The sequence below is a fragment of the Streptomyces sp. NTH33 genome (assembly GCF_003236365.1).
Lineage (GTDB): Bacteria > Actinomycetota > Actinomycetes > Streptomycetales > Streptomycetaceae > Streptomyces.
On record NZ_POTZ01000215.1, the window covers coordinates 1 to 11,857 of the forward strand.

Annotated in this window: 10 protein-coding genes; 5 read left to right on the forward strand and 5 right to left on the reverse strand. The window is 73.1% G+C overall.

All coding sequences use genetic code 11. The features are described 5' to 3' along the window. The first annotated feature begins 258 nt into the window (after positions 1-258). Both C1I97_RS20495 and C1I97_RS20500 read left to right on the forward strand, forming a co-directional pair. On the forward strand, positions 259-1,695 hold the full coding sequence (locus C1I97_RS20495) for an aldehyde dehydrogenase family protein (RefSeq protein WP_111004676.1): 1,437 nt from the start codon (positions 259-261) through the stop codon (positions 1,693-1,695). A gap of 134 nt (positions 1,696-1,829) precedes the next feature. Next, entirely contained in the window at positions 1,830-2,363 is a 534-nt protein-coding gene (locus tag C1I97_RS20500) for an Lrp/AsnC family transcriptional regulator (protein WP_111004677.1), read from the forward strand. A gap of 28 nt (positions 2,364-2,391) precedes the next feature. Here C1I97_RS20500 and C1I97_RS20505 read toward each other — a convergent pair whose 3' ends face one another. Both C1I97_RS20505 and C1I97_RS20510 read right to left on the reverse strand, forming a co-directional pair. Next, positions 2,392-2,790, reverse strand: a complete 399-nt coding sequence (locus C1I97_RS20505; protein ID WP_111004678.1) for a RidA family protein — start codon at positions 2,788-2,790, stop codon at positions 2,392-2,394. Further along, the gene (locus C1I97_RS20510) at positions 2,787-3,926 is read right to left on the reverse strand and encodes an acyl-CoA dehydrogenase family protein (RefSeq protein ID WP_111004679.1); all 1,140 of its coding nucleotides are present in this window, start codon (positions 3,924-3,926) and stop codon (positions 2,787-2,789) included. The genes C1I97_RS20505 and C1I97_RS20510 overlap by 4 nt, the downstream gene beginning before the upstream one ends. 149 nt (positions 3,927-4,075) lie before the next feature. Here C1I97_RS20510 and C1I97_RS20515 point away from each other — a divergent pair, with 149 nt between their 5' ends. Together C1I97_RS20515 and C1I97_RS20520 are read left to right on the forward strand one after the other, a co-directional pair. Further along, positions 4,076-5,704, forward strand: a complete 1,629-nt coding sequence (locus C1I97_RS20515; protein ID WP_111004680.1) for an AMP-binding protein — start codon at positions 4,076-4,078, stop codon at positions 5,702-5,704. Positions 5,705-5,768: 64 nt separating this feature from the next. After that, positions 5,769-6,590, forward strand: coding sequence for a PaaX family transcriptional regulator (locus tag C1I97_RS20520; protein ID WP_111004681.1), 822 nt, complete (start codon positions 5,769-5,771; stop codon positions 6,588-6,590). A gap of 6 nt (positions 6,591-6,596) precedes the next feature. Here the strand turns inward: C1I97_RS20520 and C1I97_RS20525 are convergent, their stop codons facing one another. Further along, on the reverse strand, positions 6,597-8,864 hold the full coding sequence (locus C1I97_RS20525) for a bifunctional salicylyl-CoA 5-hydroxylase/oxidoreductase (protein WP_111004685.1): 2,268 nt from the start codon (positions 8,862-8,864) through the stop codon (positions 6,597-6,599). 19 nt (positions 8,865-8,883) lie between these two features. Beyond that, positions 8,884-9,711 (reverse strand): enoyl-CoA hydratase family protein, encoded by an 828-nt coding sequence (locus tag C1I97_RS20530; RefSeq protein WP_111004682.1) that lies wholly within the window; start codon positions 9,709-9,711, stop codon positions 8,884-8,886. Positions 9,712-9,956: 245 nt separating this feature from the next. Here C1I97_RS20530 and C1I97_RS20535 point away from each other — a divergent pair, with 245 nt between their 5' ends. Beyond that, positions 9,957-10,442: an ATP-binding protein gene (locus C1I97_RS20535; protein WP_181446819.1), complete on the forward strand. Its 486-nt coding sequence runs from the start codon at positions 9,957-9,959 to the stop codon at positions 10,440-10,442. On the opposite strand, the gene C1I97_RS20540 is transcribed toward C1I97_RS20535, so the two are convergent. Next, entirely contained in the window at positions 10,399-11,853 is a 1,455-nt protein-coding gene (locus C1I97_RS20540) for an amino acid permease (RefSeq protein WP_111004684.1), read from the reverse strand. The genes C1I97_RS20535 and C1I97_RS20540 overlap by 44 nt on opposite strands. Positions 11,854-11,857: the final 4 nt, after the last annotated feature.

Genomic DNA, 11,857 nt, shown 5'->3' on the forward strand with positions numbered 1-11,857 from the left:
GCCGAAGGGAAGAGCGGGGAGGGAAGAGCCGGGAAGGAAGAGCGCGGTGGCGTGCCCCGGGGCAGACCCGGAGCCCATGAGCCCCGCACCGTAGAGCCACCGATTTCGCAGTGTCAATGACTTGAGCCTGCTGATTCAGCAATCAACTGGCCTTTGAATTGCGGGTTCCGGCCTATTGACAGCCTTTCATTGCCCATCCGATGGTGTGGGCACCACTCCCCCTCTGCGCTCTCCCCGTCACGACCAGAAGGGCTCTTCATGTCTGCCGTGCACCCGTTCTTCGTCAACGGCGACTACGCCGACAGCACCGGTACCGAGACCTACGACATCATCAGCCCGGTCACCGGCGCGCACGTCGGTACCGTCCCGCTCCCCTCCGCCACGGACCTGGACGCCGCCGTGAAGGCCGCGAACGAGGCGCAGCAGGCCTGGGCGAAGGTCAACGTCTGGAAGCGCGCGGAGATCTGTCACCGTGTCGGCGACGCGCTGTCCGCGCGGGTGGAGGAACTGGCCCGCCTGCAGACCCTGGAGCAGGGCAAGCCACTCGCCGAGTCGGTCGCCGACATCGAGGAGGCGGCGCAGCTGTTCCACCTGCACGCCGAGGACGCGGTGCGCCTGCACGGCGAGACGATGCCGTCCACGGACAGCACCAAGCGGATGTGGACCTTCTACCGGCCGGTGGGCACCTGGGGCATCATCACCCCCTGGAACTTCCCGTTGCTGATGCTCGCCGAGTTCGTCGCCCCCGGCCTGGCCACCGGCAACGCGCACGTCGTCAAGCCGCCGGCGAACACCCCGCTGACCGTGCTGAAGGCCATGGAGGCGATGGTCGAGGCGGGGGTCCCCGCGGGCCTGGTCAACGTGCTGCCCGGTGAGGGCGCGGCCGGGGACATGCTGGTGCGCCACCCCGGCATCGACGCCATCGGTTTCATCGGCTCCTCGGCGACCGGCGCGAAGATCGCGGCCGCCGCGGGCCTCAAGCGCTCCGTCATGGAGTGCTCGGGCAACGGCCCGCTGGTGGTGCTCGCCGACGCCGACCTGGACGCGGCGGCCCGGGCCGCGGTGTACGGCGCGTACCTGTGCTCCGGGCAGGTGTGCTGTGCCACGGAGCGGGTGGTCGTGCACGCCGACGCGCACGACGGCTTCGTCGAGGCCGTGCTCCGCGCCGCCGAGGACGTCGTGCTCGGCGACCCGTTCGACGCGGCGACGAACCTCGGCCCGCTCAACAACGAGGGCGTCGCGGCCAAGATGGACCGGCACATGGCGGACGCCCGGGAGCGGGGAGCGCGGATCCTGCTCGGCGGGCAGCGCCGCGCAGGCCAACCCACCAACCTGTACTACGAGTTCACCGTGGTCGACGGTGTGCCGGAGGACAGCCTGCTGTCCCGCGAGGAGTCCTTCGGTCCGGTCGTCCCGATCATCACCGGCGGCAGCGACGACGAACTGCTGCGGATCGCCAACGACGACAAACTCGGCCTCCAGGGCGCCGTGTTCACGCAGAGCATGGCCTCGGCGTACCGATTCGTCGAGGAGATGGCCGTCGGCCAGGTCATCGTCAACGACAGCACCTGCTTCTGGGACGTCAACATGCCGTTCGGCGGCGTGGGCAGCCGCGGCACCGGCTGGGGCCGCATCGGGGGCAAGCACACCCTGCTCGACATGTGCGACCTGCGCACCGGTGTCATGAGCGTCTGATCCCGGCTGTTGCGACCGGCCCGCTCCGCCGGGCTCCGTACCCTGGACCGGCCGGCGCCGGTGGCCGTCCTCCTGCCGTGGGGGCTGCCGCCGGCCCGGGCCGGCCCCTTGGACGCGACCTCCGGAGCAGCCGTATGTCCTCCCCGAGCCCGCTCGACGACATCGACCGGCGCATCATCGCCATCCTGCAGACCGACGGACGGCGCGCCTACAGCCTGATCGCCTCGGACGTGGGCATCCCGGCCTCCTCGGTGCGCTACCGGGTGCAGCGGCTGAAGGAGGCCGGCATCCTGCAGGTCGTCGGCATCGCCAACCCGCTGACCATCGGGTTCGACCGACTGGCGATGATCGGCATCCGGGTACGGCCCGGCACGGCCCCGTCGGTCTGCCGTGCGCTGCGGGAACTGCCCGAGACCGCGTACGTGATCATGACGGCGGGCGGGTTCGACATCATGGCCGAGGTGATCTGCCGGGACACCGACCACTTCACCGACCTGATGACGCGGCGCCTGCACCTGATCGACGGCATCGTCTCCACGGACTCCTTCTTCGTGCTGGAGGTGCACAAGCTGGCGTACGGGTGGGGCGTCGGCGAGGTGGAGACCTCGATCCTGGACGCTCCCGGCCCTCCCGACGACGCGGGCATCGACCAGCGGGCCGACCGCTGACCGATCGCTGACCGATCGCGGGTTCTTTCTAGGACAGCACCGCGTAGCCGTCGAGTTCCACCATCGCCTCTTCGTCCCACAGGCGGACCACCTGTACGACCGCCATCGCCGGATAGTCGCGTCCTGCCAACTGACGCCAGATGCGGCCCAGTTCAGGGGCCTGGGCGCGGTACGCGGCGAGGTCCGTGGCGTAGACCGTGACGCGGGCCAGGTCGGCGGGGGTGCCGCCGGCCGCGTGCAGGGCGGTGAGGAGGTTGGCGAGGGCGCGTTCGAACTGTTCGGGGAGGGTGTCGCCGGCCACCTTGCCGTCGGCGTCGAGTGCCGTCTGGCCCGCCAGGAACACCAGCCGGGAGCCGGTGGCGACCACCGCGTGGGAGAAGCCCGCGGGCGGGGACAGTTCGGGCGGGTTGACGCGCTCGGCGGTCACGGGGCCTCCCTGGTCGTGTGCTGCTCGGCGTAGAGCTCCCTGGCGATGATCTCCCGCTGGACCTCGCTCGCCCCCTCGTAGATACGGGGTGCGCGCACCTCGCGGTAGAGGTGTTCGAGGAGGTGGCCGCGGGCCAGGGCGCGGGCGCCGTGCAGCTGGACGGCGGTGTCGACGACGTACTGGGCGGTCTCGGTGGCGAGCAGCTTCGCCATGGCGGCGCGCTGGGGGACGTCCGGGGCGCCCTCGTCGTACGCGGTCGCCGCCGCGTACACCATCAGGCGGGCCGCCTCCGTGCGCAGGGCCGTCTCGGCGACCTGGTGGGCGACCGTCTGGAGGTCTCTCAGCCTGCCGCCGAAGGCTTCCCGGCGGGCGGTGTGGGCCAGCGTCGCGTCCAGTGCCGCCTGCGCCATGCCGACCGCGAAGGCGCCCACGCTGGGGCGGAACAGGTTGAGCGTGCCCATGGCCACCCGGAAGCCGCCGTCCACCTCGCCGACCACGTCGTCCTCCGTGACGGGGACGCCGTCGAAGTCGAGCACGCCGATGGGGTGCGGGGAGAGCATCTCCAGCGCGGTGCCGGTCAGGCCGGGACGGTCCGCCGGGACCAGGAACGCGGTCACGCCGCGGGAGCGGGCGCCCGGTGTCGTACGTGCGAAGACGGTGTAGCAGTCGGCCTCGGGGGCGTTGGAGATCCAGCACTTCCGTCCGGTGAGCCGCCAGCGGGACGGCCCTTCCGGCTCCGCCCGGAGGGCCAGCGCCGCCGCGTCCGAGCCCGCGTCCGGCTCGCTCAGGGCGAAGGCCGCCACGGCGGTACCGGAAGTCACCGCCGGCAGCCAGCGGGCGCGCTGCGCCGGGGTGCCGTGGGCGTGCAGCGGGTGGGCGCCCAGACCCTGCAGGGCGAGGGCGGTCTCGGCCTCGGTGCAGGCGTACGCCAGGGACTCCCGCATCAGGCACAGGTCCAGCGCGCCCGAGGTGAACAGGCGCTCCAGCAGCCCGAGCCGGCCGAGTTCGGTGAGCAGCGCGCGGTTGACGTGGCCCGGCTCGCCCTTGTCCGCGAGCGGGCGCAGCCGGTCGGCGGCCAGGGCGCGCAGCTCGGCGCACCAGGCCGTCTGTTCCGGTTCGAGCGAGAATGCGGGCATTCGCCGGTCCTCCCTGTTCCAGGGCCTTGCTCCAGGGTCCTTCCGGGCAACCAACCGGGGCACGGCCACCGTATCGCGTACCGTTGACTGTCGTCACCAACGCGCTACGCTCCCTGTGCGAGCCCACCACGACAAGGGGGCGACCCGCCATGGACCCGAGCAGGACCGACACCCGGCCGCCGACGGCCTCGGCCCACGTCGACACCTTCGCGCGCGACCACCTCCCGCCCCCGGACCAGTGGCCCGGGCTCCGTTTCGACCTGCCCGAGCTGCGCTACCCCGACCGGCTGAACTGCGCCGCCGAACTGCTGGACCACGCGGACGCCGGGCGTCCCGTGTTCCGTACTCCCACCGGACAGACGTGGACCTACGGCGAACTGCGCACCCGCGTCGACCGCATCGCGCACGTCCTGACCGGCGATCTCGGCGTCGTCCCCGGCAACCGGGTCCTGCTGCGCGGCCCGACCACGCCCTGGCTGGCGGCCTGCTGGCTGGCCGTGCTGAAGGCCGGCGCGGTCGCCGTCACCGTGCTGGCCCAGCAGCGCCCGCACGAGCTGCGCACGATGTGCGAGATCGCCCGGGTCCGGCACGCGCTGTGCGACATCCGGTCCGTCGACGACCTGGCCAAGGCCGAGGTGCCCGGGCTCGCCGTGGCCACCTACGGCGGCGACTCCCCCGACGACCTCCTGCGCCGACCGGCGCCCGGCACGCCGTATCCGGCCGTGGACACCGCCGCCGACGACGTGGCGCTCATCGCGTTCACCTCGGGCACCACCGGGCGGCCCAAGGGCTGTGTGCACTTCCACCGGGACGTGCTGGCGATCGCGGACACCTTCTCCGGGCATGTGCTCGGACCGCACGCGGACGACCTCTTCGCGGGCAGTCCCCCGCTCGGTTTCACCTTCGGTCTCGGCGGGCTGGTCGTCTTCCCGATGCGCGCCGGCGCCTGCGCGCTCCTGCTCGAAGAGGCCCGTCCGCGGCAGCTGCTGGCCGCGGTCGCCGAGCACCGGGTGTCCGTGCTGTTCACCGCGCCCACCGCCTACCGCGCGATGCTCGACGGGCTCGACGGGCACGACGTCTCGTCGCTGCGGCGCTGCGTGTCCGCCGGGGAGAACCTTCCCGCGGCCACCTGGCACGCCTGGCACGAGCGGACCGGGCTGCGCATCATCAACGGCATCGGGGCGACCGAGCTGCTGCACATCTTCGTCTCGGCGGCCGACGACGCCATCCGGCCCGGCACCACGGGCGTGCCCGTACCGGGGTGGCACGCGCGCGTGCAGGACGAGCACGGCGCCCCCGTGCCCGACGGGGAGCCCGGTCTGCTCGCCGTCCAGGGGCCGGTCGGCTGCCGCTATCTCGCCGACCCGCGGCAACGCGCGTACGTGCGGGACGGCTGGAACGTCACCGGTGACACCTACGTCCGCGAGCCGGACGGCTACTTCCGCTACGTGGCCCGCGCCGACGACATGATCGTCTCGGCCGGGTACAACATCGCGGGACCGGAGGTGGAGGACGCGCTGCTGCGCCATCCGGACGTGGTCGAGGCGGCGGTCGTCGGGCGGCCCGACGAGGCCCGCGGGCAGGTGGTGGTGGCCTACGCCGTGCTGCGGGAGGGCGCGCGGCGGGACGCGGAGGCGCTGCGGGCATACGTGAAGTCCGAGCTGGCCCCGTACAAGTGTCCGCGCGAGATCGTCTTCCTGGACGCGCTGCCGCGCACGGCCACCGGCAAGCTCCAGCGGTTCCGGCTGCGCGTCGACGGCGCACAGCGACCACGGTGACCGGCGACCACGGCGACCGGCGACCGGCGACCACGGTGACCAGCAGTGATACCGACGGCCTAAGATGATCAACGTGTCCGACCAGCACGCGCAACACGCCCCAAGGTCCTTGATCGTCACGTTCTACGGCGCCTACGGCCGTTTCGCACCCGGCCCGGTGCCCGTCGCCGAGCTCATCCGGCTCCTGGCCGCCGTGGGGGTGGACGCGCCGTCCGTGCGCTCCTCGGTGTCCCGGCTCAAGCGGCGCGGGCTGCTGCTGCCGGCCCGGACGGCACAGGGCGCGGCGGGCTACGAACTCTCCGCCGAGGCACGGCAGTTGCTGGAGGACGGCGACCGCCGCATCTACGCCACGGGGCAGCCCGGGGACGAGGGCTGGGTACTGGCGGTGTTCTCCGTGCCCGAGTCCGAGCGCAACAAGCGGCACGTGCTGCGCTCCCGGCTGGCCGCGCTCGGCTTCGGCACGGCGGCGCCCGGGGTGTGGATCGCCCCGGCCCGGCTGTACGAGGAGACCCGGCACACGCTCCGGAGGCTGGGCCTGGACCCGTACGTGGACTTCTTCCGCGGCGAGCACCTGGGCTTCACGCCGACCGCTCGGGCGGTCGGGCGGTGGTGGGACCTGGCGGCGATCGCCGAGCGGCACGAGGCGTTCCTGGACCGGCACGCGCGCGTGCTGCGCGCCTGGGAGCGGCGCGCCGACACCCCGCCCGAGGATGCCTACCGCGACTACCTCCTCGCCCTGGACTCCTGGCGCCACCTGCCCTACGCCGACCCGGGCCTGCCCGCCCGGCTGCTGCCCGCGGGCTGGCCGGGCGCCCGCTCGGCCGCCGTCTTCCAGGGGCTGCACGAGCGGCTGCGGGACGCGGGGGCCGAGTTCGCCGGACTGTGACGCCGGTCAACCGCCCAGTGACAGACGGGGTTTGGGCGCGTCCGTACGGCCCGTCCGCGGGCGGCGGCTGCCCGCCCGGTAGGGGGCGGGCCACACCGCGGCCGGGCCCTCGTAGCCCTGCTCGGCGGCGGCGTGCAGCGTCCAGTGCGGGTCGTACAGGTGCGGGCGACCCAGCGCGCACAGGTCCGTACGTCCGGCCAAGATCAGGGAGTTGACGTCGTCCCAGGAGGAGATCGCGCCGACCGCGATCACCGGGACGCCCGCCTCGTGCCGGATGCGGTCGGCGAACGGCGTCTGGTACGAGCGTCCGAACTCCGGCCGCTCCTCGGCCACCACCTGCCCGGTCGACACGTCGATCGCGTCGGCGCCGTGCGCGGCGAAGGCGCGCGCGATCTCCACGGCCTCCTCGGCGGTCGTACCGCCCTCGGCCCAGTCGGTGGCGGAGATCCGCACGGTCATCGGACGCTCCTCGGGCCACGCTCCGCGTACGGCGTCGAAGACCTCCAGCGGGAAGCGCAGCCGTTTCGCCGGCGAGCCGCCGTAGGCGTCGGTGCGGTGGTTGGTGAGCGGGGAGAGGAAGCCGGAGAGCAGGTAGCCGTGGGCGCAGTGCAGTTCGAGCAGGTCGAAGCCGGCCCGGGCGGCCCGCAGGGCGGCGCCGGTGAACTGTTCGCGGATGTCGGTGAGCTGGGCGCGGGAGAGCTCGCGCGGGGCCTGGCTGCCCGGTGTGTACGGCAGCGGGGAGGCGGCCACCAGCGGCCAGTTGCCCTCGGGGAGCGGCTCGTCCATGCCCTCCCACATCAGCCGGGTCGAGCCCTTGCGCCCGCTGTGGCCGAGCTGCACGCCGATCGCGGTGCCCGGTGACCGCCGGTGCACGAAGTCGGTGATCCGCCGCCAGGCCTCGGCCTGCTTCCCGGACCACAGGCCGGTACACCCCGGAGTGATCCGGCCCTCGGGGCTGACGCACACCATCTCGGTCATCACCAGGCCCGCGCCGCCCAGCGCCCGGGCGCCCAGGTGGACGAGGTGGAAGTCGCCGGGGACGCCGTCGTCCGCGGAGTACATGTCCATGGGGGACACCACGACCCGGTTGCGCAGGGTCAGGCCGCGCAGCCGGAACGGGGTGAACATCGGGGGCGTGCCGGGCGGGCAGCCGAACTCGCGCTCCACGGCCTCGGTGAAGCGGGGGTCGCGCAGCCCGAGGTTGCCGTGGGTGACGCGGCGGCTGCGGGTGAGCAGGTTGAAGGCGAACTGGCGGGGCGGCTGGTCTAGGTGGAGGCCCAGGTCCTCGAACCACTCCAGGCTGGCCCGGGCGGCGCGCTGGGTGGAGGCGACGACCGGCCTGCGCTCCTCCTCGTAGGCCGTGAGCGCCTCCGCGAGTGAGGGCTGTTCCTCCAGGCAGGCGGCGAGCGCGAGGGCGTCCTCGACGGCGAGCTTGGTACCGGAGCCGATGGAGAAGTGGGCGGTGTGGGCGGCGTCGCCGAGCAGCACCAGGTTGCCGTGCGACCAGTGTTCGTTGACGACCGTGCGGAAGGTGGTCCACGCGGACTTGTTGGAGCGCAGGGGGTGGCCGCCGAGCGCGTCGGCGAAGATCTTGGCGCAGTGCTCGACGGACTCCTGCTCGTCCATGTCCGCGAAACCGGCCGCGCGCCACACCTCCTCGCGCATCTCGACGATCACGGTGGAGGCGTCCGCCGCATAGGGGTAGCCGTGCAGCTGCATCACGCCGTGCTCGGTCTCGATGATCTCGAAGCGGAAGGCGTCGAAGGCGAAGTCGGCGGCGAGCCAGATGTAGCGGCAGCGGTGGCCGGTCACCCGGGGGCGGAAGACGTCGGCGTACGCCGCGCGGGTGGCGCTGTGCACGCCGTCGGCGGCGACGACCAGGTCGTACGTCTGTGCGAGCCGGGCCGGGGGCGGGGCCGGTGTGCGGAAGCGCAGCTCGACGCCGAGACAGCGGCAGCGCTCGTGCAGGATCCGCAGCAGGCGCCGCCTGCCGAGCGCGGCGAAGCCGTGGCCGCCGGAGGTGTGCCGGGTGCCGCGGTGCACGATGTCGATGTCGTCCCAGCGCACGAACTCCCCGCGCAGGGCCTCGTACACCACCGGGTCGGCGTGCTCGATCCCGCCGAGGGTCTCGTCGGAGAGCACGACGCCGAAGCCGAAGGTGTCGTCGGGCGCGTTGCGCTCCCAGACGGTGACCTCGCGGGCCGGGTCGAGTCTTTTGAGCAGGGCGGCGGCGTACAGGCCACCGGGTCCGCCGCCGATGACCGCGACCCTCATGGCGCCGGTCACCGCCTGCTCACCTCCCCCGCCACTTCGGCGGGCGCTTCTCGGTGAAGGCCGCGTGGAACTCGGCGTAGTCCTCGCCGTTCATCAGCAGGGCCTGGGTGGAGGCGTCCAGTTCGACGGCGGCGGACAGGGGCATGTCCAGTTCGGCGGTGAGCAGCGCCTTGGTCTGGGCGTGGGCGAGGGCGGGGCCGTCGGCCAGGCGGCGGGCGAGGTCCTGGGCGGCCTCGTCGGCGCGGCCCTCGTCGGTGAGGTGGCTGATCAGGCCGATCCGCTCGGCCTCGGGCGCGCGCACCGGCTCGCCGAGCATCAGCAGCCGGGTCGCGTGGCCGAGTCCGACGACGCGGGGCAGCAGGTAGGCGGCGCCCATGTCGCCGCCGGACAGGCCGACGCGGGTGAAGAGGAAGGCGAAGCGGGCGGTGGGGTCCGCGACCCGGAAGTCCGCCGCCAGGGCCAGGACCGCGCCGGCCCCGGCCGCCACCCCGTGCACCGCCGCGATCACCGGGAACGGGCATTCCCGTACCGCCCGTACGACCTGCCCGGTCATCCGGTTGAAGTCCATCAGCTCGGATGTGTTCATGCCCAGCGTGGCGCCGATGATCTCGTCCACGTCGCCGCCCGAGCAGAAGCCGCGCCCCTCCCCGGCCAGCACCAGGGCGCGCACGGCCCGCTCGCGGGACAGCTCGGCGAGCAGGTCGCGCAGGTCGGCGTAGGCGCCGAAGGTGAGCGCGTTGAGCTTGTCGGGGCGGGCGAGGGTGACCGTGGCGACGCCGTCGGCGCGCTCGACGCGCAGGTGGCGCCAGTCGGAGGTGCGGGCTGCGGAGCCGGTGAAGGGACTCATGACGGACGGCCTCCTCGGGGGACTGCCACGACCTGTGCCTCGCTGGGTTCTCCTCACCGAAGTTATCACTCATGCGTGACTGTCGTCACGAGTGCGCGATAGTGCTTGTGACCATGCGGCCACTCCTCGTCGCTTCGTCACGGCTCGTCGACGGCGCGGTAACGGCGGGAGGGAGCAGGGGAGGCCGGTCGTCCGCCCGGGTAGGCCGACCCGTACCATTCCCTCGTCGAAAGCAGGACGGCCTGATGACGATCACTGGGATGTCCTGCGCCACGAACGGACCCACGGTGTACGAACCCCCCTCTGCCACTCCAGCCTCCTGGCGCGTCGCGCTGCCGCACACGGCCGCCGCCGTGCCCGTGGCGCGCGCGCTGGTCCGTACGGCGCTGTCCGAGCTGGAGCACACGGCCGACGGCGACACGGCGGAGCTGCTGACCGCGGAGCTGGTGGCGAACGCCGTGGAGCACACCGCGGGCCGGGGCCCGATAGAGCTGGTGGTGGAGGTGCTGCCGACCGGCTGCCACGTCGAGGTGCACGACCCGGACCCGGACCCGCCCGGCGGCCTGACCCGGCCGGTCCTGACGGCACCGGACCCCTGGCAGGAGAACGGGCGCGGCCTGCTGCTGATCCGCGCCCTCAGCTCCGCCTGCGGGCACCGCCCGACCGCGTCGGGCAAGGCGGTGTGGTTCAGGCTGGCCGCGATCCCGCCGCCTCGGCTGCGTCCGGCGTGACCTCCGCCGCCCCGGACCGCGCCGCGAGCCGGGAGTGCCGGCGCCCGTAGCCGGCGTACAGCAGCAGCCCGGCCACGAGGAAGACGGCGAACTGGAGCCAGGTCGTCCAGCCCGTCTCGTACATCAGGTACAGGCAGCAGCCGACGCCGAGCAGCGGCAGCACCGGGTAGAGCGGCACCCGGAAGGTGCGGGCGAGGCCCGGCTCGCGGCGGCGCAGCGCGATCACGGCGATGTTGACGACGCCCATGATGGCGAGCGTGCCGATGGTGCACAGGTTGACCACGACGTCCAGCGTCGCGAAGGCCGCGGGGATCGCGAAGACGACGCCGACGACCAGGGTGCCGGCGACGGGCGTCGAGGTCCGCGGCGAAACCTTCTGCAGGACGCGCGGGACCAGCCCGTCGCGGGACATCGACATCAGGATGCGGGACTGGGCGTACGTCACGGTCAGCACCACGGAGGCGATGGCGACGAGCGCGCCGAAGGCGATCACCGCGCCGCCGACCGAGGAGCCGGTCACCGTGTTGACCACGTAGGACAGGGCGGCGGGGCGGCCGCCGACCTGGCCGCCGCCGATGGCCCCGATCGCGGCGAGGGCGACCGCGCAGTACAGCAGGGTGACCAGGCCGATGCAGACGAGGATCGCGACGGGGATGTCCCGGCGCGGGTTCTTGGCCTCCTCGCCGGCCGTGGTGATCGCGTCGAAGCCGATGTAGGAGAAGAACGCGGCCGTGGTGCCCGCGCCGATGCCGCCGAGGCCGGCCGGGGAGAACGGGGTGAGGTTGCCGTGCCGGAAGGCGGTGAAGCCGATGGCGCAGAAGGCGACGAGGATGGCGATCTTGAGCACGGCCATGGCGGCGGTCGCCCGGGCGCTCTCGCGCACCCCGCGCACCAGCAGCACGCAGGCCATGGCGATGACGGCGACGGCCGGGACGTTCACGACCCCGCCGTCGCCCGGTCCGGCGGAGAGGGCGGCCGGGAGCTGCCATCCGGTGAGGCTGTGCAGCAGCTCGTTGACGTACTGGCTCCAGCCGACGGCGACCGCGGAGATGGAGATGCCGTACTCCAGCAGCAGGCACCAGCCGACCAGGAAGGCGGTGGTCTCGCCGAGGCCGGCGTAGGCGAAGGAGTACGACGATCCGGCGACGGGGATCGCGCCGCCGAGCTCGGCGAAGGAGAAGGCGGTGAACACACAGGTGATCGCGGCCAGTACGTAGGAGACGACGACGGCGGGGCCGGCCTGGGCGACCGAGTCGGACAGGCCGACGAAGATGCCGGTGCCGACGATGGCTCCGACGCCGAAGCAGACGAGCTGGAACAGGCCCATCGTGCGTTTGAGGCCGTGCCCCGCGCGGTCGGCGCCGGACTCGGCGACGAGGAGGGCCGGGGACTTGATGCGGGGAGCGGGCATAGGG

What these genes read in the sequence shown, in the direction of transcription:
- C1I97_RS20500 (WP_111004677.1), top strand. Translation starts at nt 1,830, where the DNA reads ATGTCCTCCCCGAGCCCGCTCGACGACATCGACCGGCGCATCATCGCC.
- C1I97_RS20540 (WP_111004684.1), bottom strand. Translation starts at nt 11,853, where the DNA reads ATGCCCGCTCCCCGCATCAAGTCCCCGGCCCTCCTCGTCGCCGAGTCC.
- C1I97_RS20525 (WP_111004685.1), bottom strand. Translation starts at nt 8,864, where the DNA reads ATGAGGGTCGCGGTCATCGGCGGCGGACCCGGTGGCCTGTACGCCGCC.
- C1I97_RS20520 (WP_111004681.1), top strand. Translation starts at nt 5,769, where the DNA reads ATGATCAACGTGTCCGACCAGCACGCGCAACACGCCCCAAGGTCCTTG.
- C1I97_RS20530 (WP_111004682.1), bottom strand. Translation starts at nt 9,711, where the DNA reads ATGAGTCCCTTCACCGGCTCCGCAGCCCGCACCTCCGACTGGCGCCAC.
- C1I97_RS20495 (WP_111004676.1), top strand. Translation starts at nt 259, where the DNA reads ATGTCTGCCGTGCACCCGTTCTTCGTCAACGGCGACTACGCCGACAGC.
- C1I97_RS20515 (WP_111004680.1), top strand. Translation starts at nt 4,076, where the DNA reads ATGGACCCGAGCAGGACCGACACCCGGCCGCCGACGGCCTCGGCCCAC.
- C1I97_RS20510 (WP_111004679.1), bottom strand. Translation starts at nt 3,926, where the DNA reads ATGCCCGCATTCTCGCTCGAACCGGAACAGACGGCCTGGTGCGCCGAG.
- C1I97_RS20535 (WP_181446819.1), top strand. Translation starts at nt 9,957, where the DNA reads ATGACGATCACTGGGATGTCCTGCGCCACGAACGGACCCACGGTGTAC.